General features: G+C 63.6%; 19 protein-coding genes. 10 read left to right on the top strand and 9 right to left on the bottom strand.

All coding sequences use genetic code 11. The features are described from left to right. Window positions 1-11: 11 nt before the first annotated feature. Entirely contained in the window at window positions 12-1,514 is a 1,503-nt protein-coding gene (gene pdxR, locus AC07O2_RS20555; protein WP_495234211.1) for a MocR-like pyridoxine biosynthesis transcription factor PdxR, read from the bottom strand. A gap of 108 nt (window positions 1,515-1,622) precedes the next feature. Here pdxR (AC07O2_RS20555) and AC07O2_RS20550 point away from each other — a divergent pair, with 108 nt between their 5' ends. The 6 genes from AC07O2_RS20550 (at window position 1,623) to AC07O2_RS20525 (ending at window position 6,310) form a co-directional block, all read left to right on the top strand. Beyond that, a complete protein-coding gene (locus AC07O2_RS20550) occupies window positions 1,623-2,078 on the top strand; it encodes a carboxymuconolactone decarboxylase family protein (RefSeq protein ID WP_495234210.1) in 456 nt (151 codons plus the stop codon). A gap of 124 nt (window positions 2,079-2,202) precedes the next feature. Further along, on the top strand, window positions 2,203-2,619 hold the full coding sequence (locus tag AC07O2_RS20545; RefSeq protein ID WP_495234209.1) for a cupin domain-containing protein: 417 nt from the start codon (window positions 2,203-2,205) through the stop codon (window positions 2,617-2,619). A gap of 221 nt (window positions 2,620-2,840) precedes the next feature. Beyond that, window positions 2,841-3,758 (top strand): glycosyltransferase family 2 protein, encoded by a 918-nt coding sequence (locus AC07O2_RS20540; protein WP_495105726.1) that lies wholly within the window; start codon window positions 2,841-2,843, stop codon window positions 3,756-3,758. A gap of 147 nt (window positions 3,759-3,905) precedes the next feature. After that, on the top strand, window positions 3,906-4,781 hold the full coding sequence (locus tag AC07O2_RS20535; protein ID WP_495234208.1) for a lipase family protein: 876 nt from the start codon (window positions 3,906-3,908) through the stop codon (window positions 4,779-4,781). 133 nt (window positions 4,782-4,914) lie between these two features. Then, a complete protein-coding gene (locus AC07O2_RS20530; protein WP_495098528.1) occupies window positions 4,915-5,430 on the top strand; it encodes a BON domain-containing protein in 516 nt (171 codons plus the stop codon). A gap of 64 nt (window positions 5,431-5,494) precedes the next feature. Then, a complete protein-coding gene (locus AC07O2_RS20525; protein WP_495234207.1) occupies window positions 5,495-6,310 on the top strand; it encodes an NRDE family protein in 816 nt (271 codons plus the stop codon). On the opposite strand, the gene AC07O2_RS20520 is transcribed toward AC07O2_RS20525, so the two are convergent. Then, window positions 6,305-6,799, bottom strand: a complete 495-nt coding sequence (locus AC07O2_RS20520) for a rod shape-determining protein (protein ID WP_495234206.1) — start codon at window positions 6,797-6,799, stop codon at window positions 6,305-6,307. The two genes, AC07O2_RS20525 and AC07O2_RS20520, sit on opposite strands and share 6 nt — an antisense overlap. A 349-nt stretch (window positions 6,800-7,148) precedes the next feature. Between AC07O2_RS20520 and AC07O2_RS20515 the strand changes: the two genes are divergently transcribed. After that, the gene (locus AC07O2_RS20515) at window positions 7,149-8,315 is read left to right on the top strand and encodes an MFS transporter (RefSeq protein WP_495234205.1); all 1,167 of its coding nucleotides are present in this window, start codon (window positions 7,149-7,151) and stop codon (window positions 8,313-8,315) included. On the opposite strand, the gene AC07O2_RS20510 is transcribed toward AC07O2_RS20515, so the two are convergent. Beyond that, window positions 8,316-10,244: a bifunctional 2',3'-cyclic-nucleotide 2'-phosphodiesterase/3'-nucleotidase gene (locus AC07O2_RS20510; protein WP_495234204.1), complete on the bottom strand. Its 1,929-nt coding sequence runs from the start codon at window positions 10,242-10,244 to the stop codon at window positions 8,316-8,318. A 170-nt stretch (window positions 10,245-10,414) separates the two neighbouring features. Between AC07O2_RS20510 and AC07O2_RS20505 the strand changes: the two genes are divergently transcribed. After that, complete coding sequence (locus AC07O2_RS20505) at window positions 10,415-11,167, top strand: hypothetical protein (protein ID WP_495234203.1); 753 nt, start codon at window positions 10,415-10,417, stop codon at window positions 11,165-11,167. Window positions 11,168-11,179: 12 nt separating this feature from the next. Further along, window positions 11,180-11,635, top strand: a complete 456-nt coding sequence (locus AC07O2_RS20500) for a GNAT family N-acetyltransferase (RefSeq protein WP_495234202.1) — start codon at window positions 11,180-11,182, stop codon at window positions 11,633-11,635. A 66-nt stretch (window positions 11,636-11,701) separates the two neighbouring features. Here AC07O2_RS20500 and AC07O2_RS20495 read toward each other — a convergent pair whose 3' ends face one another. The 4 genes from AC07O2_RS20495 to gabT form a co-directional block, all read right to left on the bottom strand. Continuing rightward, window positions 11,702-13,270, bottom strand: a complete 1,569-nt coding sequence (locus tag AC07O2_RS20495) for a methyl-accepting chemotaxis protein (protein ID WP_495234201.1) — start codon at window positions 13,268-13,270, stop codon at window positions 11,702-11,704. Window positions 13,271-13,354: 84 nt separating this feature from the next. Next, window positions 13,355-14,473 carry an ABC transporter substrate-binding protein gene (locus AC07O2_RS20490; protein ID WP_495234200.1) on the bottom strand — a complete coding sequence of 373 codons (1,119 nt, stop codon included), beginning with the start codon at window positions 14,471-14,473 and terminating at the stop codon, window positions 13,355-13,357. A gap of 314 nt (window positions 14,474-14,787) precedes the next feature. After that, a complete protein-coding gene (locus AC07O2_RS20485; protein WP_495234199.1) occupies window positions 14,788-16,257 on the bottom strand; it encodes an NAD-dependent succinate-semialdehyde dehydrogenase in 1,470 nt (489 codons plus the stop codon). 13 nt (window positions 16,258-16,270) lie between these two features. Beyond that, window positions 16,271-17,578, bottom strand: coding sequence for a 4-aminobutyrate--2-oxoglutarate transaminase (gabT, locus tag AC07O2_RS20480; protein ID WP_495234198.1), 1,308 nt, complete (start codon window positions 17,576-17,578; stop codon window positions 16,271-16,273). Window positions 17,579-17,663: 85 nt separating this feature from the next. Here gabT and pdxR (AC07O2_RS20475) point away from each other — a divergent pair, with 85 nt between their 5' ends. Beyond that, window positions 17,664-19,154, top strand: coding sequence for a MocR-like pyridoxine biosynthesis transcription factor PdxR (gene pdxR / locus AC07O2_RS20475; RefSeq protein ID WP_495234197.1), 1,491 nt, complete (start codon window positions 17,664-17,666; stop codon window positions 19,152-19,154). 86 nt (window positions 19,155-19,240) lie between these two features. Here the strand turns inward: pdxR (AC07O2_RS20475) and AC07O2_RS20470 are convergent, their stop codons facing one another. Both AC07O2_RS20470 and AC07O2_RS20465 read right to left on the bottom strand, forming a co-directional pair. Beyond that, window positions 19,241-20,602, bottom strand: coding sequence for a GGDEF domain-containing protein (locus AC07O2_RS20470; RefSeq protein ID WP_495234196.1), 1,362 nt, complete (start codon window positions 20,600-20,602; stop codon window positions 19,241-19,243). Between the two features lie 13 nt (window positions 20,603-20,615). Continuing rightward, the gene (locus AC07O2_RS20465; protein ID WP_495234195.1) at window positions 20,616-21,743 is read right to left on the bottom strand and encodes a YHYH protein; all 1,128 of its coding nucleotides are present in this window, start codon (window positions 21,741-21,743) and stop codon (window positions 20,616-20,618) included. Window positions 21,744-22,205: the final 462 nt, after the last annotated feature.

Below are 22,205 nucleotides of genomic sequence, written 5' to 3'. Positions count from 1 at the left end.
AAAGCTGGTAATCAACGCCGCAGGGCTGCGGCCACCTGGCGGGCGGCTTGATCGATTGCCTCCGGGCTGAAGGGCGCAAAGCCCATGACCAGGCCCTGGCCCACCGGGTGGCTGCTGGTGTAGCGCCCCAAGGGCGCAGCCTGTATCCCGATGGGGGCCAGCCTGTGTAGGGCCGTGGCCTCGTCCATATCCACCAGGCGGCCCACCACGTCCAGCCCGGCCTGCACCGTGGGCAGCTCGATCAGCCCGCGCCAGTGCGTGTGGGCCGCCTGCTCCAGCGCTGCAGCCCGGGTCGCATAGATCTTGCGCATGCGGCGCACATGGCGGTCGAAATGGCCGTCGGCCATGAAGTCGGCCAGCACCGCCTGGGCCAGACCATTCGCATGGCGGGAGGTCAGCGAGGCGGCGCGCTGAAACGGCTCGACCAGGTGCGTCGGCAGTGCCACATAGGCCAGGCGCAGGGCCGGGAACAGCAGCTTGCTGAAGGTGCCGGCCAGCACCACATGGGCGTCTGCGCCCGGCAGGCCTTTCAGCGCCGGAATCGGCTTGGCGACGAAGCGGTATTCGCTGTCATAGTCGTCTTCGAAAATGCAGGCCTGGTTGGCTATCGCCCAGCGCAGCAGCGCCAACCGTCGCTCGGGCGACAAGGCCACGCCCAGGGGTGCCTGGCGCGATGGCGTCACATAGGCCAGGCGTGCCGTGGATGCCAGGCGCAGGCCGTCTTCCACCCGCAGACCGTCCGCGTCCACTGGCACATCCACCACCTGGGCACCAGCGGCCAGCAGCACCTGCCGCGCGCCGGGGTAACCCGGGTCTTCCATCCACACCGCGTCACCGGGCGCTAGCAGCAAACGCGCACACAGGTCCAGCGCCTGCTGCACGCTGCTCAACACCACGATCTGCGTGGCCGACACCGCCACACCACGGGCAATCGCAAGGTGAGCGGCGATGGCCTCGCGCAGCTCGGGCAGGCCGGCGGGGTCGGCGTCCCACAGCGCGTGCAGCCGGGACGGGCGCAGCTGGCGCGCATGCAATTGGCGCCACAGGGTCATGGGGAAAGCGCTGACATCGCAGCGGTGGGGCGCGAAAGGCAACGGAGCCCCACCGCCACCCAACGGAAACGGCGGCTCCAAGTGGGCCACGCGCTGCAACCATGGGCCGGACGGAGGCGTCGGCTTGGCGGCCGGCAGCGGGCTGCGCCGTCGGGGTATCGGACCGACGCGCAAGACCAGGTCCGGCAAGGCATGGCTGACACGCGTGCCGCTGCCAGGCTGGGCCAGGAGGTAGCCCTCTGACACCAGCTGACTGTAAGCCGCCTGCACCGTGCCACGGGCCAGGCCGTGCTGCAGCGCCAGGCTGCGCGTGCTGGGCAAGATGCTGTCGGCCGGCAGCCGGCCATCGAGGATGGCCCGGCGCAGCGCGCCGTGCAGCCAGTGCTGCAGGCCTTCGCCAGGTGCGGGCGTACCCAGCGGCAGGTCGCCGATCAGCGGGGCCTGCGTATGTTTTCCGGCCATGGCGTGGTGAAAAGTGGACTAATCATTTTGATAAATATTGGCCTAATGCTTGGACCAGTGTAGTTTGAGAATGGGAACTCTTCGTTCAGTCACCCTCTAGGAAACAGCATGTCTAGCCACCCAACCCGCATCAGCTACCCCGATTTCGAACGCCTGGCCCCGAAGGCCGTCACCGCCTTGTACGGCCTGGGTACCGCCTCCCACGGCGGCCTGGACGACCAGTTGGTCGAACTGCTGGAGCTGCGCGCCTCGCAGATCAACGGCTGCGCCTACTGCGTGCAATACCACCTGGGCCTGGCGCGCAAGGCCGGCCTGCCGCAGACCAAGATCGACATGCTGCCGGTATGGCGCGAGGCGGGTATTTACTCGGCACGCGAACTGGCCGCGCTGGCCTGGACCGAGCATCTGACCGACGTCAGCCGCCAGGGCGCCCCCGATGCCGCCTGGGCCGCACTGCGCGAGGTCTTCAGCGAGGCCGAAGCCGCCAGTGTGTGCGTCGCCATCGTGGCGATCAACGCCTGGAACCGCGTCGCCATCGCGCTGGGCTTTGCCCCCACGGCTTGATGTCCACCACCGATGGCCTGTTCGAGATTGCGGACGATGCAGCCGTACATGCACGGCTGCTGCGCAACGCCCTGCCCTTGTGACAGCTCAGCCATCCCTGTTTTCAACCAACGATCGTTACGCCATGCACTCTATGAAATCCATCCTCCTCGGCCTGGCCTTGGCGCTGCCGCTGGCCTCGATCGCACAGGTCCACGACAGCGAGCGCGCTTCCAGCGTCCAGCCCATCTTCAACCAGGCCATCACGAATATCGCCGGCAAAACCATGGTTGCAGTGACGGTCGATTACCCGGCCGGCGGCGGCTCGCCTGCGCACAGGCATGCGGCTTCGGCGTTCATCTTTGCGTACGTGGTGCAGGGTGCGATCCGCAGCCAGGTCGACGGCGGGCCGGTGCGCATCTACCGCGCGGGCGAGAGTTTTTATGAGACACCGGGCCAGCACCACGGCGTCAGCGAAAACGCCAGCAACACCCAACCGGCCAAGCTGCTGGCGGTATTTGTGGTGGACAGCGATGCCAAGGATCTGACCACGCCCGATTGAGCCTGTAGCCAGGAGAACTAAAAACCAGAACCCACGCCAAGTGGGCCAGGGCTTTGCGTATAGTGTGCGTGCACAAACGACACACGATAGGCTCAGATGCAATCCGTCCATGGCGACCAAATGCTTGTCACCGGTGACAAGCGCCGTACCAAGCACCTGCTGGGCCAAGCGTGCTATGGCGAAATGAACAGCGTCTGCCATCCGGCCTGCAGCGCACGAGCATGAGCACGACCGCGTTCGACCTGTCGGTCGTCGTCAGCACCTACAACCGCGCGGCGGACCTGCGCCGCATGCTGGACGCTTTGGCACGCAACCACACCGAAGCAGGCCTGCGCTGGGAAGTACTGGTGGCCGACAACGCCTCCAGCGACGACACCGCCGCCGTGCTGCAGGACTTTGCCGCCACAGCGCCCATGGCCGTGGTCACTCTGTATGAGCCGCGGCGCGGCAAAGCCTATGGCCTGAACCAGGCACTGGGTCTGGCGCGCGGCGAGTTGCTGGCCTTCATCGACGACGACATCCTTGTCGCCGACGACTGGGTGGCCACGGTGGTGGCGCATTTCCGAACGCACCCGGCTTCGCACTGCATAGGCGGGCGGGTCGAGCTGCACGATCCGCTGGACGCACCGGTCACCATCAAGCGCTCCCTGCAGGCCAGCCGCACCGGGCTCACCGGGTTCAGCCCGGACAACATTCCCATCATCGGCTGCAATATGGCCTTTCGGGCCGACTGGCTGCGTAGCCTGGGCCGCTTCGACACCAATATCGGACCCGGCAGTGCTATCGGCGTGGCCGAAGACCTCGACATGCTGTACCGCGTAGTGCGTGCCGGTGGGCTGATCGAATATGTGCCCGGCCTGCTGGTCCAGCACAACCATGGCCGGCGCTCTGCAGAACAGTTGCGGGGGCTGTACGCCGGCTATTACGCCGGACGAGGCGCGTTCTATGCCAAGTACATCTTGCGCCGTGATGCCCTGGTGATGCGCTGGGCCTACTGGGAGGCCCGCAAGCTGCTTCGTCCGCACACAGAGCCGATGCGCCAGGGCCTGTACCGCCGCTCCCGCCTGCATAGCCTGCTGCAGCTGGGCCGCGGGGCGCTGCGCTACCTTCGATTGGCGCAAAACAAAAGCCAAGCCTGACCTGGCTGACACATCCTCCTTCTTTAGGAGAAATCCAGCCGCCCTGCGGTGGCGCCTGGATTGACATTGCCCGCGCCCAGGTGAACCATCTTGGCCGCGGTACGCGCATGCGGGCTGCCGCCCCACCCCCTCCACCGAAAGAACACCATGGACAGACGCGCTGCCGCCCAACAGGCCAAACTGGTTTTGTACGCCTTCGACATGTGCGAGGCCAACTGGAGCCAGCTGACGCCGCCGCCCGATCCGCGCATCACCCCCGACGGCTGGACGCTGCGGGCCTATATCTCCGGCGCCGACGTGTCTCGCCAAAGCGGGCTCACCTCCACCAGCACCGTCATGGGCATGGGCGATGTGCACTGCTACGGCTTTGTGGCGCAGGACGCCGGCGGCAACTTCGCGGTTGCAATACGCGGCACCAAGAGCCTGCCCGAATGGATAGACGACCTGGACTTCTTGATGGTGCCCCACCCCGTAGGCGGGCTGGTGGACCGCGGCTTCTACAACATCTACCAAAGCATGCAGCTGCATGTGCTAGGCGGCGGCCCGGGCTGGTCGCCCCTGGCCAGCGGGATGAGCGCCCTGGTGGGCGCCAGCCCTGTCACCGTGCTGGGCCACAGCCTGGGTTCGGCCATCAGCACCTATCTGACACTGGACCTGCGCCGCCTGGGCCTGAACGCCAGCGCCTGCCTGTTCGCATCGCCCAAAACCGGCGACAGCAACTTCGTCAACGCCTTCGAGCAGAACGTGCCCAACTACGACGTGTTCAACTACGCGCACGACCTGGTGCCCCAGCTGCCGCCCTTCGACATACTGCACTGCTCCAAGTACCGCGACCTGCTGCAGGCCAAGATCTTCAACGACGACTTCTCCATGGCCAAAATCTGCCAGGACAAAGCCTGCTTCCACCACCTGGTCTGCTACATGGCCATGCTGGACTACCCCACGTACACCGAGGTCATGGCGAATATGCCCACCGACGACGACATTGCCTGCGCTAAATGCGTGCTGGGCAAGAACGCCTGAGCCGCAAACCGCTATCAAAAAAGAAGCTGCCTGCGCAGATGCCACCTGCGCCAGGGCCATAAAATCCTTGAAACCTGTGGGGTCGCCTGCACGGGCACTGACGGAGGCGCACAATCGGCGCAGCATCAGCTTCATGCCCCGCATGCCCAAGACCTTTTTGCCCTCCTTGCGCACTCTGTACCGTCTGCGCCGCAGCAGCCTGGCGCTGGCCCTGGCCGGCTGCGCCGGCGCCCAGGCCGCCCCATCCGACCAGGCGCTGCAAAACTACTTCAACGACCCCTTCCTGCAGGTCACCTCGGCCATCACCAGTTGCCCGCCCCAACTGGGCCCGCGCATCAGCCTGGCCGAGATGCAGGCCGAAACCCATTGGCGCGCCGAGCGCGGCACCAGCTGCTACCGTTCCGGCCGCTGCCGCCTGCCCAACGCCTATCTGTACGACGCCGAAATCATCCCCCGCGCGGCCAAAGCCATCCTGGCCGACGGGCGCTTTGCTGACTCCAGCATCTGGGTGCTGGGTCAGCGACGCTGGGTCTGGCTGCAGGGCTGCGTACGCAGCCGCGAAGCAGCCCAAGCCGTGGAGCAGCTGGTGCGCGGCATCGACGATGTGGAAGCCGTCATCAACGAACTCAGCGTGCTGCCCGCCCCTTGAAGAAAATCTGCCCGCAGCGCACATTCCACCTGCGCCAGAAGCTACCAAAACCATAGCAAACACCATGTGCCTGATTGCATTCCAGTGGCAGCCCGACGCCATTGCCCCGCTGACCATCGCCGCCAATCGCGACGAGTTCTATGCCCGTCCCGCCCTGCCGCTGCACCGCTGGGCCAACAGCCCCATCGTCGCCGGCCAGGACCTGCAAGGCGGCGGCACCTGGATGGGCCTGCACACGCCCAGCGGCCGGCTGGCCGCGCTCACCAACTACCGCGACCCCAGCCGGCACAACCCCAAGGCCCCGTCGCGTGGCGGCATCGTCACCGCCTTTTTGCAGAGCCAACAAACGGCCGAGGAGTTTGCGCAAGCCCTGGCCGCCGAGTCCGACGCCTACAACCCGTTCAATCTGCTGCTGTTCGACGGCCAGCAGCTGCGCGCGTATGAGAGCCGGCACCGCAAGCACTTCGCACCCGAGCCCGGCGTCTGGGCCGTGTCGAATGCCGACTTCCACACCCCCTGGCCCAAACTGGTCCGCCTGCACCACGGATTCGCCCAGGCCCTGCAGCAGCACCGAGCCGCCGAGTCCGACCACCTCAGCCCCGCCCTGGAAACCGAGCTCTGGCCCCTGCTGACCGACACCCGCCTAGCCGATGATGCGGACCTGCCGCACACCGGCATCCCCCTGGACCTGGAGCGCGGCCTGTCGGCCGCCTTCATCCACCTGCCGCACTACGGCACGCGCGCCAGCACCTTGGTGCATTGCGCGCGGGACCAGGTGACGTTGATGGAGCGCAGCTTTGGCGTGCAAGGGGTAGAAGCTATGGCGGGCGAGGTACGGGTGGTGTGCAATATCAGAACCGAGGACCGGCCAGTTCTATGAAAGTACGGCGCCGTCCGCCGGGAATGTGCCGGACAAAAGCTCAGAGTCGGTCAGTGTGCGCCCCTGCCACACCTTGACCTGGCTGCCACCGGCACCTAAGGCCATTTCATGGAAAGCGCGTATTTCTACCTGCGTCAACCCGCCCGCCGGATCGCCCAGCGGGTGCATCACCACGCGCGGCGCCATCGAGAACCATGTGCTGCGATTGACACGGAAAAAACAGGCTTTGAGCAGCTGCTCGCCCACCGTGAAGTCACCCACCAAGGTCCGAGGATGCCCAAACGGGTTAACGATTTTCACCGATGGCTCCGCAGCCCGCATGCGTGCTTCGGCCCCTATGCCAACAATCTTAGGTTTGGGCACATGGGCAATGGCCACTTCTGGCACTTCAGAAAAATACTGGCCTGACTTGGGGTTGCGTACAGACAAGCGATCGGGTGACAACTGGACATACAGAGTGGAAGAGAAAAGCGACGCGAGAATGCTCATGGATGGACTTCAAGAAAAAGCATGACAGCTGCGGGCGTTACTAGGCCTGCAAAACGGCAGGCAAAAACGACAAACCACTATAGCCCGGTGCCTCACAGCCACTTCCCGCGCGCCTGCATCTTTCCTTAAAAAGGCGGAGACTGGCATCACCTTCTTTTTATATATATTTCGAGGCAAGTTGAGGGGTATAGAGCGCTCCTGATACCCACGCCCCCGACCGGGGACGCTGGCACCGCGCATCAATGAATTAAACCGGATAGCCCACAACTGCATATAAAACCTGCACCAACAGCTACGAATAAAATAGCAGACACGCCGCGAAGCCATCCACGCTTCAAGCTCTCACTCCATGCAGCACACCACCTATGACTGGCGCAGCATCGCCGCGCTGAACGCGGTCTCCACCTTTGCCCAAGTCGGGCAATTCGGCATTCCATTCGTGGTGCTACCGCTGTGGCTGGAACAACAAGGCGCGACGGCCTTGCAGCTCAGCCTGTATGCCGCATCCCTGTGGCTGGGACAGCTTCCGGGACTGGGCGTGGCACCACGCTTAACCCGCCAGTTTGGCGCGCGGCCCACCATTCTTGCGGCGCTGCTGTGCTCCATCCTGGCCCTGGCGGCCATCGCGCTGGGTATCTCGGCGCTGTGGTTACCCGCGGGTTTGCTGGCCGGCTTTGGACAGGGGCTGCGCTGGATTGGGCTGGAGCCTTGGCTATACCACATCGCGCCCAGCCATGCGCGCGGGCGGCTGGTGGGCTTCCATGAAACCCTGATTGCACTGGCGCCCATCGTGGCTCCGGCCATGTCGGGTTGGTGGGGCATTGAGGGTCTGGCGCCCTTGTGGCTGGGCATGGGCTTTCTGCTGATGGCGGCCCTGCCCTTGCTGTGGGCGCACGAGGAGCGGGCATCCACTTCCAACACCTCCGCGCAGCCCCCCGAGGCAACGCCGTTCTGGCAGTTGCCGCGCGAGAAGATCTTCCTGCTGGGCCTGGGCGTGGCCTTGTTTGGAGGCATGTCGGAGTCGGCATTCATCGGCCTGTTCCCGGTATTTGGTACGGCGCAGCAACTGGATGCAGCGCAGATTGCCAGCCTGTTGGCCAGCTTCGGCCTGGGCGGTTTGCTGATGCAGTACGTGGCCGGCTGGCTGGCCGACCACCGGGGCATGGCCTTCGCCAGCCTGTGCTGCTGTATCGGCACCGCCGTGGTCGCGCTGGCGCTGACCTATGCGCTAGGCCCGCTGCTGCTGCACGCGGCGGTGTTCTGCCTGGGCGGCCTGGTCACGGCCTACTTGACCCTGGCACTAATCGCCAGCGCCAAGACGCAGGGCGACAGCATGGCGCGCAATATGAGCGCGGTGTCCATGGTCTATACGCTCAGCGCGGTCGCCGGCCCATTGGTGGCGGCGGCTGCCATGCATGCCGTGGGCGGCAATGGCCTGATGTGGGTGATGGCCGGGTTTGCGCTGCTGATGGCGGTGTATGTGGCCCGCGTTGCCTCGGGCCGGCGGCTTACCTAGTTACTCGCCCAGCGTGTACAGCGCCGACCCGTCGCCGTTGTCCTTCACCAGCCGGATGCCGGGGTGGTTCGCAAGGTAGCGGATGCCACCACTGCCGGAGCTGAAGGCCATGCGCACGCCGGGCACAGGCTGGATCTTCCAGTTGTTGTCGGCCTGCGGGTTGACCTGGCCGCCGGGCGTCAGCGTGCCCATGAGCTGCAGGTATTCCACCAGCACCTGGCGGTTTTCGTCGGGGGCGTCCAGCACCACCTTGGCGGCGCCCAGGCCGGGGAAGTTGCCGCCGCCGAACGCGCGGTAGTTGTTGGTGGCAACGATGAATTTGGCCGCCGGGTCTATCGGCTTGCCGTCGAAGCGCAGGTTCTGCACCCGGTGTGCGCTGGCGGCCGCCAAACCACCCTTGGCGTCATAGCGGGCGGGCTGGGTCAGGTCCAGCTCGTACGCCACACCGTCGATGGTGTCGAAGTTGTAAGACGGGAAAGCATCGTTGACCAATGGCTGCTGCGGCGCGCCTTTCGGGTCGATCTGCAGGAACTGGCCGGCCGACATTTCCAGCCATTCCTGCACCTCGGCGCCGGTCAGCAACATGGCTTTCAGGGTGTTGGGGTAGATGTACAGGTCGGCCATGTGCTTGATGGCCAGCGGGCCGGCGGGGATGTCGGTGTAGTAGCTCCAGCCCTGGCGGCCGCCGGACTTGAACGGCGCGGCGGCCGACAGCACGGGGTACTTTTCATAGTCTGTGCCCTGCATGGCGCGCTTCACATAGGCGGTCTGCGCGTTAGAGACGATCTGTACCGAGGGGTCGTCGCTGACCAGGGCAAAGTAGCTGTAGATGGGTGCGCTGCTGAAGGCCACCTTGTTACGCACATAGTCCAGCGTCTGCGCGTGCTCGGTGGCAATGGCTTGCTCGACCATGGGGTCGGCGGCGGCCAGCGACTGCTTGGCGGCACGGTCAAAGATGGGGCGGATGGACGACTGGCTGTTCACCACCTTCCAGCTGCCGCTGCTGTCATCCAGCGTGAAGTCCACCACGCCCAGGTGGTCGCCCCAGCGGCCCGGCATGACGGCAGCCACGCCGTGGATGGTGCCGCGCGCGGCGTCCACGGCAGGGTAACTGGCGAAGGCCTTGCTGGGGAATTCAGCATGCGCGTGGCCGAACAAGATGGCGTCTACGCCCGGCACCTCGGCCAGCTTGGACACCGCGTTCTCAGCCAGCAGGCCAACCTCGCCCTTCTCAAAGCCGCTGTGCGGAATAGCCACCACCAGCTGCGCACCTTTGGCGCGCATCTCGGGCACGTATTTCTGCGCCGTGGCCACGATGTCGCGCACCACTACCTTGCCCTCCAGGTTAGCCTTGTCCCACTGCATGATCTGCGGCGGCGCAAAGCCGATCACACCGATGGTGATGGGGTGCTTCTTGCCCTCGGCATCCAGCAGCTCGCGCTTCAGCAGCAGGTAGGGGGTGAATGCATGCTGCTCCTGCGCGCCGCTATCGAGGTAGATGTTGGCATTGACATAGGGAAAGTTGGCGCCCTTGAGCGAGCGCTGCAGGAATGGCAGGCCGAAGTTGAACTCGTGGTTGCCCAGGTTGGCCGCGTCATAACCCAGCTGGTTCATCACCTTGTAGGCAGGGTGGGTCTGGCCGTCCTGCAGCGGGTGCACCTTGGCAATGACATCACCCATAGGACTGCCCTGCAGCAGGTCGCCGTTGTCGAACAGCAGGCTGTTCGGTGCCTCGGCACGCGCCGCCTTGATGAGGCTGATGGTGCGCGCCAGGCCGTACTGGTCGGTGGGCTTGTCCTGGTAGTAGTCGTAGCTCAGCAGGTTCATGTGCACATCGGTGGTCTCCAGGATGCGCAGCTGCAGCTCCGCCGCCCCCACGGTGCTGCCCCATGCCAGCGCGAGGCCGGCGACGATTCCTACAGTACGCATCTGTGTTACTCCTGATTGCATAGCGGCTTGTGCAGGTGGAACCTGCTGTACGGGCCATTTTCATGTGAATGATTGAAACTTGTACAGGCCTCGGCGCCTAGCTTAAAACACTGCCACTACACTGCCGCTCTTTTCTTCGCATCCGCAAAGAATGCCAACGCCCGCAACCCATGACCTCCCTCGCACTGCCCCGATTCTCCCAACTGGCCGCCCTTCTAGCTGTGGCCGTCACCCTTGCATGTACCGCAGCCCGTGCGGAAGATGTGTTCAGCGACAACTTCACCCGAGACTACAAACCGGTAGAGAAGCTGGCAGAGCTACCTGATACCAGCACAATGGGCGGTTACCCGATTTTCCGAGGTGGGCGCACGTGGCGGGTCGTAGCAGGCTCGTCGACGGAAAACAATATCCGCGTCCGCCTAGGCTCGTTGACTGCCATTAGTCCGATCGACAATGCCTTCTTCGCCGAAGCCCATACCTTGGTCAATCTAAGCCAGGCCAACGCCTACTTCCTTGCCGAGCCCTGCAAGGGCAGCCATCTGGTGGCGATCAATCAAGGCGGTCGCCAGTTCGACAACTGCATGACGATTGACACGGTATTCAGTGCGGTCGGCAAAGAGAGCCAGACACTGCTGGATATCCGGGTGCGAAATTCGCAGAACGGCTCGCGCATCTACGGTCTGGAGCTGTTTTTGAGCCTGAAGCAGCTGGGCTTTCCCGACTCCCAACCCAGCGACTGGACCGAACAGAGTCTGGCGGCCGACCCGGTGAAAAAAGAGTTCATCACCAAACTGTCCGCCTGGGCGCAAAAGCTGCAGACCGGTGTGAACCTGGCGATTGGCTACGACAAACCGCAAGACGCCTTCGCCGCCGTGCCACCACTGGCGGACGTGCTCGCGTTGGCACCCAAGACGACACCCTAAGAAAATCGGTCCATGCACATCCGACTAGACGACCTCCAAGGCCCTGAAGTCCACGCGCTGCTGGAAGAACATATGCGTGGCATGCATGCCCTGTCGCCGCCGGAGAGCGTGCATGCGCTGGACCTGGACGGCCTGCGCCAGCCGAACATCCGTTTCTGGACCGCCTGGGACGGCAAGGACTTGCTGGGTTGCGGCGCACTGAAACTGCTGCACGCGCAGCATGGCGAGATCAAATCCATGCGCACCGCCGCCCAGCATCTGCGCAAAGGTGTGGCACGTGCGCTGCTGGCGCATATCGTGGAGCATGCCCAGGCGCTGGGCTTGCGGCGCCTCAGTCTGGAGACCGGCCCCGTCCCCGGCTTTGCCGCCGCGCACAGGCTGTACGAAGCGTTTGGCTTCCAGGAATGCGGGCCGTTTGCCGACTACAAGCTGGACCCGCACAGCGTGTTCATGAGCCGCCTGCTATAGCAAATGCTATTTAAAACATAGCGCCTTGTGCAGCATGCATCTGCATCGAGAGGGCTTTTTTCAACATCACACCAAACGAAAGGTGCCCACAACCGCAGCCAGTTTGCTCGCCTGTGTTTTGAGACTGTCTGCCGCAGCACTGCTTTGCTCTACCAATGCGGCATTTTGGAGTGTGACTTCGTCGATTCTGTGGACAGCGTTGCGTACTTGACTGATGCCATCGTGTTGCTCGGCACCTGCGTTGCGTATGTCCAGAATAAGCTGGCTGACGGTTTGCGCCTGAACCACAATTTGCTCTATCGATACGCCAGCTTCGTTGACCTGGCGCATGCCTGCATTGACCTTCTCAACGTTGTCACCGATCAGCTTTTTAATGTCCTTGGCCGCCTCGGCCGATCGCTGAGCCAGCAAGCGGACTTCGCTGGCCACCACGGCAAAGCCACGCCCTTGTTCACCTGCACGGGCCGCTTCAACCGCGGCGTTCAGTGCCAAGATATTGGTTTGGAACGCGATGCCGTCGATGACGCCGGTGATGTCACTGATGGTTTTCGACGAGGCGGAGATACCCTTCATGGTGGCCACGACCTGTGCCACAGCCTGCCCACCTTCCACCGCTGCAGATGACGCCTTGGAGGCCAATTGATTGGCCTGTTCTGCGGTATTCGCATTGTGCTGAACCGTCTCGGCCAGGCGCCCCACGGACTGGACCGTCTGCTGCACATCGCTGGCTTGCTCTTCGGTGCGCAAGCTTAAATCCAGATTGCCGGAAGCAATCTGTGCGCTACCGGAAGCGATGTGCTCACTGCTTTGCCGGACCTCTCCGACGATGATGGCAAGGCGCCCGCGCATGGTTGCCATGGCAGACATGACGCTGTTGCTATTTTCCCCATGCACCGGAACATGCATGCTCAAATCTCCGTCTGCAATAGCCAACGCAATCCGCGCAACATCGTCTGGCTCTCCGCCCATCTGCATCGCAATGGAACGCACCACGGCAACAGCAGCGGCCACACCGCAAACCAATGCCAGCAGGCAGCCCCCGATGAGCAGGCTTATCGACCGCGCATAAGTTTTCGCGCTGCTGTCGGCCAGGTCGTCTGCGGTTGCGGACTTCAGTTTCCACTCATTGTCGATAGCGGTGGCAGTCGCTCGGTACAGCCGCTCCGACCGCCCTGTAAAAAGGCGCCGTGCTTCTTCCGTTTTAGCTGGGTCCTCTATGGATTCGCGAGAAATGCTTTTTAACTTGTCCCAGTAACCCATGGACAAGGTCGCTGCATTGGCCACACTCTTCCAGAGCGCCCGGTCCTCGTCACTGGAGAGCAGGCGTTCATGCTCGGCCAGTGCTGTTTTGAATTCGCCGTACTCGTGGTCAATGCTGGTTTCCAGTACCGCCATGTCATCGGCCGTCGCAGCCATCAGATGCTGTGCCTCCAGCATGCGGATGTTGGCTATCTTTTCCTGCCACAACCTCACCGCTTTCAATGACGGCGTAGTGGTAGTTGTGTAGTAATTGAGAGCTCCGTTAACCGACTGAATCTGTGCTGCCGCTACGACTGCAATACCCACGATCAGAATCAGCAAGATGCCAAATGTCGACGCCAGCCGATACCCCAACTTCATTCTTTTTAACTTCATGTCCGTCTGAACTTCCTTGGTTATCTAAACAACACGAGGGAAATAGGCATATAGCTCTGGCTGCCGTGCAAATACACCTGATGCTCAGGGCTGCACTGCTTCGGCAAAACGCTTTTCAATGGCTGCGCCATGCTTGATCCAGAAATTAGGATTGAACGCCAAGGCTTTTCGCAGGTTGCCCGGTGCCGATGGCAGCTCACTGCCAAGCATCGACAAATCAACCAACGCCTGGTGGGTGGAGGTACTTTGCGTACGGCGGCCGGTGTCGTATTTCAATATGGCATTCATATTGGTCGGGCCGTATGGAATTTCACGAGAAAAGGCCAGTTGCGCATCTTCTGTGGTGGCGTAAGCAATGTATTGGCGGGCCAGGTCTTTCCGAGGTGTTCCTTTAGGGATGACCCAATAGTCCAGCTCGTAGATAGCCCCTGGCCAAGCGATCTCAAGCCTGGATGTTGGATTTTCACGATTGGCCACTGCGATGCGTCCATTGAAAGCAGTAGACATCACGACCTCACCCGCAGCCAAGCGCTTGGGGGGCTGCGCACCGCTGGTCCACCAGACGATGTAGGGCCTGAGCGCATTGAGCTTTTTGATGGCGCGTGCAAGGCCGGCCTCCGTGCCCAGCTCCCGGTACACCTCGTCACGCGGAACGCCATCGGCCATAAGTGCGAACTCAAGGTTGTAGCGCGGGCCAGCACGCATTCCTCGTTTTCCGGGGAACTTGGCAACATCCCAGAAATCCTGCCACGATTTGGGGGCATCTTTGAACCGGGTCGGGTCGTATGCCAATACCGTTGACCACACGAATGCGCCCACTCCGCAGGACTGAACACTTCCCGGAAGCAGTTGTGGAGCATGTGGCAAAGTGGACTGGTCCACGCTTTCGAATAGCCCCGCCTCACAACCAGCCAGCAAATCTGTCGACTCGACTTCCACTACATCCCAATCGAACGCCCCCTTTTTCAGCATGGCGCGGATGGTGCTCAACGACCCGTCATATTCCACTGCCGTTGCCACCACATTGTTGCGCTGCGCAAAAGGTCTTTGAAATGCCACAGCTTGTGCATTGGCATTGGCTCCGCCAAAGTTGGCGATGGTGAGCCCCGCGGCGTGGGCAGGCAATAGATTTGCACTTGCTGCACAAGCAACCGCCAGGGCTAAGACACGCGCAAAAATCGGACGCAAAAGGAACCGGTACATACGCAAACTCCAAGAGATTACGGAACCAACGCGCACCGGGAATACCCACTATGCGCGAGAAGATGCGGTGCCAAGCAAGTCTCTGCACAGCCCAACACCGCCCTCGCTAAACCAAGCTGTGAACAGGCACAGGACATGGCCAGCCAGCGCGTCGCGCCACCTATGACGCCAGCACAGTTAGTGGTTGATTGCAGGGGATGGCTAGCTTGCGAACGTGCATCCCCCTTGTTCCGTACAGCCACCATCGATGGCAGGCATGGAAACATTCGCTACCGGCTCATGCCAGTGGCAGGATGCAAATAGCAAGCCGGAACTTACTTATCCAGCCCGCCCAGGCAGATGTACTTCACTTCCATGAACTCCTCCAGCCCGTACTTGGAGCCTTCGCGGCCCAGGCCGGATTGCTTGACGCCTCCGAAGGGTGCTTCGGCGGTGGAGATCAGGCCGGTGTTGACGCCCACCATGCCCGACTCGATCTGCTCGGACACGCGCATCACGCGGCCGATGTCGCGGCTGTAAAAGTAGGCGGCCAAGCCGAACTCGGTGTTGTTGGCGCGCTCAATGACTTCGGCTTCGGTGTCGAACACAAAGATCGGGGCCAGCGGGCCGAAGGTTTCGTCCTGGGCGAACAGCATGTCTTCGGTGGCACCACCAATGACGGTGGGTTCAAAGAACAGGCCGCCCAAGGCATGCGGCTTGCCGCCGGCCAGCACCTTGCCACCCTTGGCCACGGCGTCGGCGATGTGCTCCTTGACCTTTGCCACGGCCTTGGCGTCGATCAGCGGGCCCTGGGTGCTACCGGCGTCCACGCCGTTGCCAACCTTCAAGGCATTGACCTTGGCGACCAGCTTGGCGGTGAATGCTTCCAGCACGCCGCGCTGCACGTAGAGGCGGTTAGCGCAGACGCAGGTCTGGCCGGTGTTGCGGTACTTGGAGATCATCGCGCCATCCACAGCGGCGTCCAGATCCGCGTCGTCAAACACGATGAAGGGCGCGTTGCCGCCCAGCTCCAGCGACAGCTTCTTGATGGTGTCGGCCGACTGGCGCATCAGGGTGCGGCCCACTTCGGTGGAGCCGGTGAAGGTCAGCTTGCGCACGATGGGGCTGCGCGTCATCTCGCCGCCGATCTGGCTGGCGGAGCCGGTCAGCACCGATAGCAGACCCTTGGGTACACCGGCGCGGTCGGCCAGCTCGGCAAAGGCCAGGGCGGAATACGGCGTCTGCGTGGCGGGCTTGACCACCATGGAGCAGCCGGCGGCCAGCGCCGGGCCGGCCTTGCGGGTCAGCATGGCGGTGGGGAAGTTCCAGGGCGTGATGGCGGCTGTCACGCCAATGGGCTGCTTGATAGCCATCAGACGGCGGTCGGCGCTGGGCGTGGGGATGGTGTCGCCATAGCTACGGCGGGCTTCGTCGGCAAACCACTCGATGAAGGACGCGGAGTACACGATCTCGCCCTTGGCTTCGGCCAGGGGCTTGCCCTGCTCGGAGGTGAGTATCAGCGCCAGGTCGTCCTGGTGTTGCAGCATCAGGTCATTGAGCTTGCGCAGGATGGCCGCGCGGTCCTTGCCCGACACATTGCGCCACTGGCGCTGGGCGACCTCGGCGGCGGCAATGGCGCGCACGGTTTCCGCCGTGCCGCACATGGGCACGGTGCCCAACACCTCGCCGGTGGCGGGGTTGGTCACGGGCACGGTTTCGCCGTTGTCGGCATCGACCCAGGCACCGGCAATGAAGGCCTGCTGGCGCAGGAGGGTGGGGTCTTTGAGATTGAGCTTGGTAGTCATCAGATGATCTTCGTTATGCAGTCATGGCAGCGGCCAGGATGTCCAGGCCTTCGGCCAGCACGCTGTCTTCAATGGTCAGCGGGAACAGGAAGCGGATCACGTTGCCATAGACGCCGCAGGTCAACAGGATCAGGCCCGCGTCCAGCGCGCGCTTTTGTACGGCCTTGGTGAAGTCGGCGTCAGGCGTGCCGTCGGCCTTGTTGAACTCTACCGCCACCATGGCGCCCAGGCCGCGGATTTCGGCGATCTGCGGCACCTTGGCGCGCAGGCTTTCCAGGCGGGCTTTCAGCACCTGGCCCAGACGCTCGGCGCGGGCACACAGCTGCTCGTCTTCAATCACGTCCAGCACGGCATGGGCCGCGGCAATGGCCAACGGGTTACCGGCATAGGTGCCACCCAGGCCACCGGGGGCTGGTGCGTCCATCACTTCAGCGCGGCCGGTCACGGCCGACAAGGGCATGCCACCGGCCAGGCTCTTGGCCATGGTCATCAGATCGGGCACCACGCTGTGGTGGTCCATGGCAAACATCTTGCCGGTGCGGGCGAAACCGGTTTGGATTTCATCGGCGATCAGCAGGATGCCGTGCTGGTCGCACAGGGCGCGCAGGGCCACCATCAGCGCGGATGGCATCACATAGAAGCCGCCTTCGCCCTGGATAGGTTCCAAAATGATGGCCGCCACTTGCGCGGGGTCGATATCGCACTTGAACAGCTGCTGGATGGCATGCAGCGTGTCGTCCACCGTCACGCCATGCAGGTCCGTGGGGGCTGGCACGTGGTAGATGCTGCCAGGGAAAGGACCGAAGCCGACCTTGTAGGGCACGACTTTGCCGGTTAGCGCCATGCCCATGAAGGTGCGGCCATGGAAGGCGCCGGTGAGTGCGATGATGCCAGGGCGGCGGGTGGCGGCGCGGGCGATCTTGATGGCGTTTTCCACGGCTTCGGCGCCGGTGGTGAAGAAGGCGGTTTTCTTGGCGTGGCTGCCGGGGGTCAACGCGTTCAGGCGCTCGGCCAGATGCACCGAGCTTTCATAGGGTACGACCTGGTAGGCGGTGTGGGTGAAGCAGTCCAGTTGGGCCTGGATGGCAGCAACCATGCGCGGGTGGCGGTGGCCGGTGTTCAGCACGGCAATGCCTGCAGCAAAATCGATGAAGCGGCTACCTTCCACATCCCACAGCTCGGCATTCAAGGCACGGGCGGCGTACATCGGCGTGCCGATGCCCACACCACGCGGCGTGGCTGCGGCACGGCGCGCATCCAGGGCTGCGTTGCTGGCGGCGGTGGCAGGGCGGAGATGCTGGGTATCGGTAGCGGAGTTCATAGAGTCCTTGAAGACGGTGGATGGTGAGTGTGGCGAAGTTTAAAATTAATTTGGCCCCAAAATTAGAACCAATATCGAATACTTTATGGAACCAATTAAGCACAACCGGGTGGCCAAGGCCAGCACCCTGCCCGACTTTGTGCTGCGCCAGTTCGACCGGCACAGCGGCCAGCCGGACCACCGCCAGCTCTACACGATCCTGCAGGGCGGCATACGCCAGCAAGTGCTGGCGGCGGACACCAAGCTGCCGCCCACGCGCGCCCTGGCCCAGGCCCTGGGCATTGCGCGCAACACCGTGGTCCACGTATACGAGCAGTTGGCGCTGGAAGGCTATGTGCAGGCCGGCGTGGGCCGCGGCACCTATGTGGCGGCCATAGGCCCGCGCCTGGTGGACCGCAGCAGCACGCCCGCCCGCGCGCGCAGCGCCCTGCTGTCCAAACGCGGCAGCCAGCTGGTCAGCGAGGCGCGGGCCGCGCGGCTGCAATGGGGCGCCTTCACCCCGGGCGTACCCGAGGTGCGCATGTTTCCCACCCAGGTGTGGAGCCGGCTGCAGGCGCGGCTGGCACGCAGGCACACGCCAGACCAGTTGACCTATGCCACCGGTCCGGGTGACGCTGGCCTGCGCCAGGCCGTGTCGGACTACCTGCAGGGCACGCGCGGCGTAGTCTGCAGCCCGGAGCAGGTGGTGATCACCAGTGGCACCCAGCAGTCGCTGCACCTAGTGGCTCAGTTGCTCAGCGACCCGGGCGACAAAGTATGGATGGAAGACCCCGGCTACTGGGGCGCCCGCAGCGTGCTGCGCGCGCATGGGCTTGACCTGCAGCCGGTAGCGCTGGACGCCGAGGGCATGGCGCCCAGCCCCGAGCAGCTGCGCCAGCCGCCGCGCCTGATGTTCGTCACCCCATCGCACCAGTACCCGCTGGGCGCATTGATGGGCCACGGCCGACGCCAGCAGCTGCTGGACTACGCGGCGGTGCACGGCGTGTGGGTGGTGGAGGACGACTACGACAGCGAATTCCGCTACGGCACCCGCCCCCTGCCGGCGCTGCAGGGCCTGGACGTGCACGACCGCGTGGTCTACCTGGGCACGTTTTCCAAGACCCTGTTCCCCGCGCTGCGCATTGCCTACCTGGTGCTGCCACCCGATCTGGTGGACGGCTTCGCGCGCGCGCTCAACGAGCTGTTCCGCGAGGGGCAAACCGTGCAGCAGGCGGTGCTGGCGCAGTTCTTGTCCGAAGGGCATTACGCCACCCACATCCGGCGCATGCGCGGCGTGTACAGCAGCCGGCACGACGCGCTGATCCACGCCATCCAGCATGAGTTTGGCGGCCAGCTACCCGTCATCGGCGGCGATGCCGGTCTGCACCTGGTACTGGGCCTGCCCCAGCATGTGGACGACGCCGCCGTGGCCGACGCTGCCCAACGCGCCGGCATCAGCACCCGGCCGCTGTCGCTGTACCACCTGCAGCAACCCGCCACGAACAAGGGCCTGCTGCTGGGCTACGGTGCGGTGCCCGAGGAAGAAATTGGCCCCAGCTTTGCGCGGCTGGCACAGGTGGTGCGGGGATTTTTGTAGTCAAGGCGACGCTGAACAAGGCTGCGCGCCGCAGACCGCCCGAGACCAGGGATGCACAGGCCGCGAGAGATTTGGTCTGCGTTGCCTTAACCCTCTGCGGGTACGTCCGCATCGCTGCAAACCTGGTTGCGGCCCTCGCGCTTGGCGCGGTAGAGCTGCGCATCGGCCGCGTCGAGCATGGTGTGAAAACTCTCCACCTGGGTATTGCTGCTCAAACCCATGCTGATGGTGATGCGCAGATCCGGGTGCACCTCGTGCCATGGGTAGGCCTCGACCCGCTGACGCAGGGCCTCGCAGGCTTCTCGCGCGTGCGGCAAATCGGCCTCGGGGAAGGCCACCACGAATTCCTCGCCGCCGTAGCGCGCCACCAGATCAGAGGCACGCATGCTGCTCTGCAGAATCTGGCCGATGCGGCGCAACACCTCGTCCCCCGTGGCATGAGAAAACCGGTCATTCACACTTTTGAAGTGGTCTATGTCACCCAGCATCACACTGAACGGCCGCTGGTAACGCTGCGCGCTGGCGAAGAACTGCGCGCACTGCTCGTCGAAATGGCGTCGGTTGTGCAGGCTGGTCAACACGTCGCGCAGGCTGAGTTCACGCATCTGCGCGGCCATGGCCTCGATCTGCGCGTGGGATTGGCGCAGGTCTTCGTACTGCTGGGCGATGACGTCGCTCATGCGGTTAAAGGCCTGGGCCAGCACACCTGCCTCGTCCTGTGACTCCACGGGTACGCGCTGGCGCAAATCCCCTTGACCCATGGCATGCACCGCGCGGGTGAGCTTGCGCAGGGCATGGCTCAGGCGGTTGCCCAGCACCACACCCAACACCAGGGTCAATAGCATGCCAGCCGCCGTACCCATCAGCAGAGACTCACGCATGGCGGCCAGATAGCCCAGGTCAAGATCGGAATAGTTCACCTTCCCCTGCGGAGAGGCGTAGGCTACCAGCTTGCCGTCCAGCAAGATGGGTTGCATGCGGCCCCGATCTTCGTCACGAATAGGGTCACCCGGGTGATAGGGCTCCAACTCGAAAAGCGAGCGGTAGTCCGCATCAAACAAATAGAAGCGGAAAGGCGGCCGATGCAGATTACCCGGTGGCGGCGGCCGCTGCCCCGGCTCGGGCGCGAGCCCCAGCTGTTCCACTGGCGGCGGACGCAGCCCACCGCCGGCATCCGGGCGCATGGTGGCATGTCGGCGTTCAACAAAGGCGCGGAAAGGCTCGCGCCGCTGTGCTTCGGCCCAGGTTCCGTAGGTGCGGAAATACTGCTGCACATCGGCCTGGAAGTTGCGACTGGACTCTTTCATCACCAGGGTGTCGAACTTCTGCATCAAACGCTGGTGCGCCAGCACGCCCACGATGGCGATAGACACCTGGCTGGTCACCAGCAGATAGCAGATGAGCTTGGTTCTGAGCGAAAGGTTACTGAAAGAAAATGAGAACGGCATAGAGTGGCTCAACTTAACGTGCTGCATCCAGGGCCGAGCGCAGCGCATCCACGCTGATGCCCAACCGACCTGCCGCGCCCACCAGGTCTGGAGGCGGCGGGCCTAGGGCATCGCGTAACTTCTGGACCGAAATACCCAGCGTAGCTGCGGCACGGCTCAGGTCCGGCGGGCCGTCCATGGGGCGCGGCGCGCCACCGCCAAACATAGGCATGCCCGACCCAGGTGGATTGCGCCCCTCGGCCCCGGGCCTTCCGCCCTGCCCGCGCTGCGGATGTGGTCCGCTGAGAGCCATCACGTCGGCGTTGCTGTACTTGCCACGCAGACAGCCGGCGGTATAGGGGAAGTCCGGTGTTGCGTGGTAGTGGTACATAGCGACCTGCTTGCCCTCCCACGCAATGGTGTGGATATGGCCATGGCATTCGTCCAGGTCCTGGCTGGCCAAGGCCTGGCCGTTTTCGCCATACGTGCCGTACAGCCCAAAGCCGTCCAGCAGATAACCCACCAGCACGGAATGCCCGCCGGGCTCGCGTTTGTCGGGCAGGCAGTTGCTGAGGCTGTGATAGTGGTACACGCCACTTTCCTGCGGGTGGCCCTGGCAGCCGTCCTGGGTTTCATGGGCCACGGCGTCGCGCCCTGGCGCGTCCAGCGCATTGAACAACACGGCCCCGGTCAGCAAAAAGCCCAACGCCCCCGGCGCGCAACTGGCCTGCGCCGCCAGTGTGGGCCACAGCGGCAAAGCCACTTGCAGGGACTGCGCGCCAATGCGGTTGGGGTTGCGGTCGTAGCGGTAGGCCTCGCTATCGCTGGGTACCGGGAAGGTGCCCGTGGTGTGGCTGGGCAGATCATTGCTGCTGAACACGCGCTGGTCCTGCCGCACCGTCAGGCTGAACTGCGAAGGCCAGGCCACTTGCCCCGGCACCACGGCCTTGGCCGTCACGTCATAGGTGCCCTTGGCCGCATTGATCCAAGGCCCGTCGCGCTGCGAGCCGCCGGCCTGCGGGTCGACATGGCAGGCCCAGATCCAGCCCACCTTGGGCGCCTGCGACAACTTGCCGTCACCCAGGGGCAACGCCTTCAAGTCATGACCATAGCCCAGATTGGACACACAAACCAAGGCCATGGTGGCCGCCATCTTGTTCATTCCCGCCTCCGCTGCTTCGCTGTAGTGGGGGGTGAGGATAAAGCGGTTTGTAAAGCAATTGGCTCCCGATCAACCCGGGCCGTACCAGCTACTGGACCACCCGCGTTCAGTTTCGGCGTCAGGGGTAGATGGACGATTACTCTTAAATTGATAGCTTCTCGCGCAGGTAATTCGTGCGCCAGTGAGCGATTTGACTTGAAGCTTTGGATTCGCTTGGTGCTGCCAGCATCCCCGGCCGGGAAGTGCGCCCGGCGCAGCCGGGCTGCAACCGCCTCGCGCCCTAGGCGCGATGTGGCGCACAGCGCCACCGATCCCGCTCCCCGGGGTCCCCCTCTGTATGCGCCGAGGAGCGCAGCTTTGGGCGGATCAGGGCTGGCGTTGTTTGAGGTTCTATGTTTTTTTCAAGTTGTTTTTGGACTTAAACGGGCCGGATCAAATGTCTCGGTTCCATTCCAAACTGCA

The organism is Rhodoferax sp. GW821-FHT10B06 (assembly GCF_059415605.1).
This window is presented reverse-complemented; position numbering and strand designations above follow the sequence as displayed.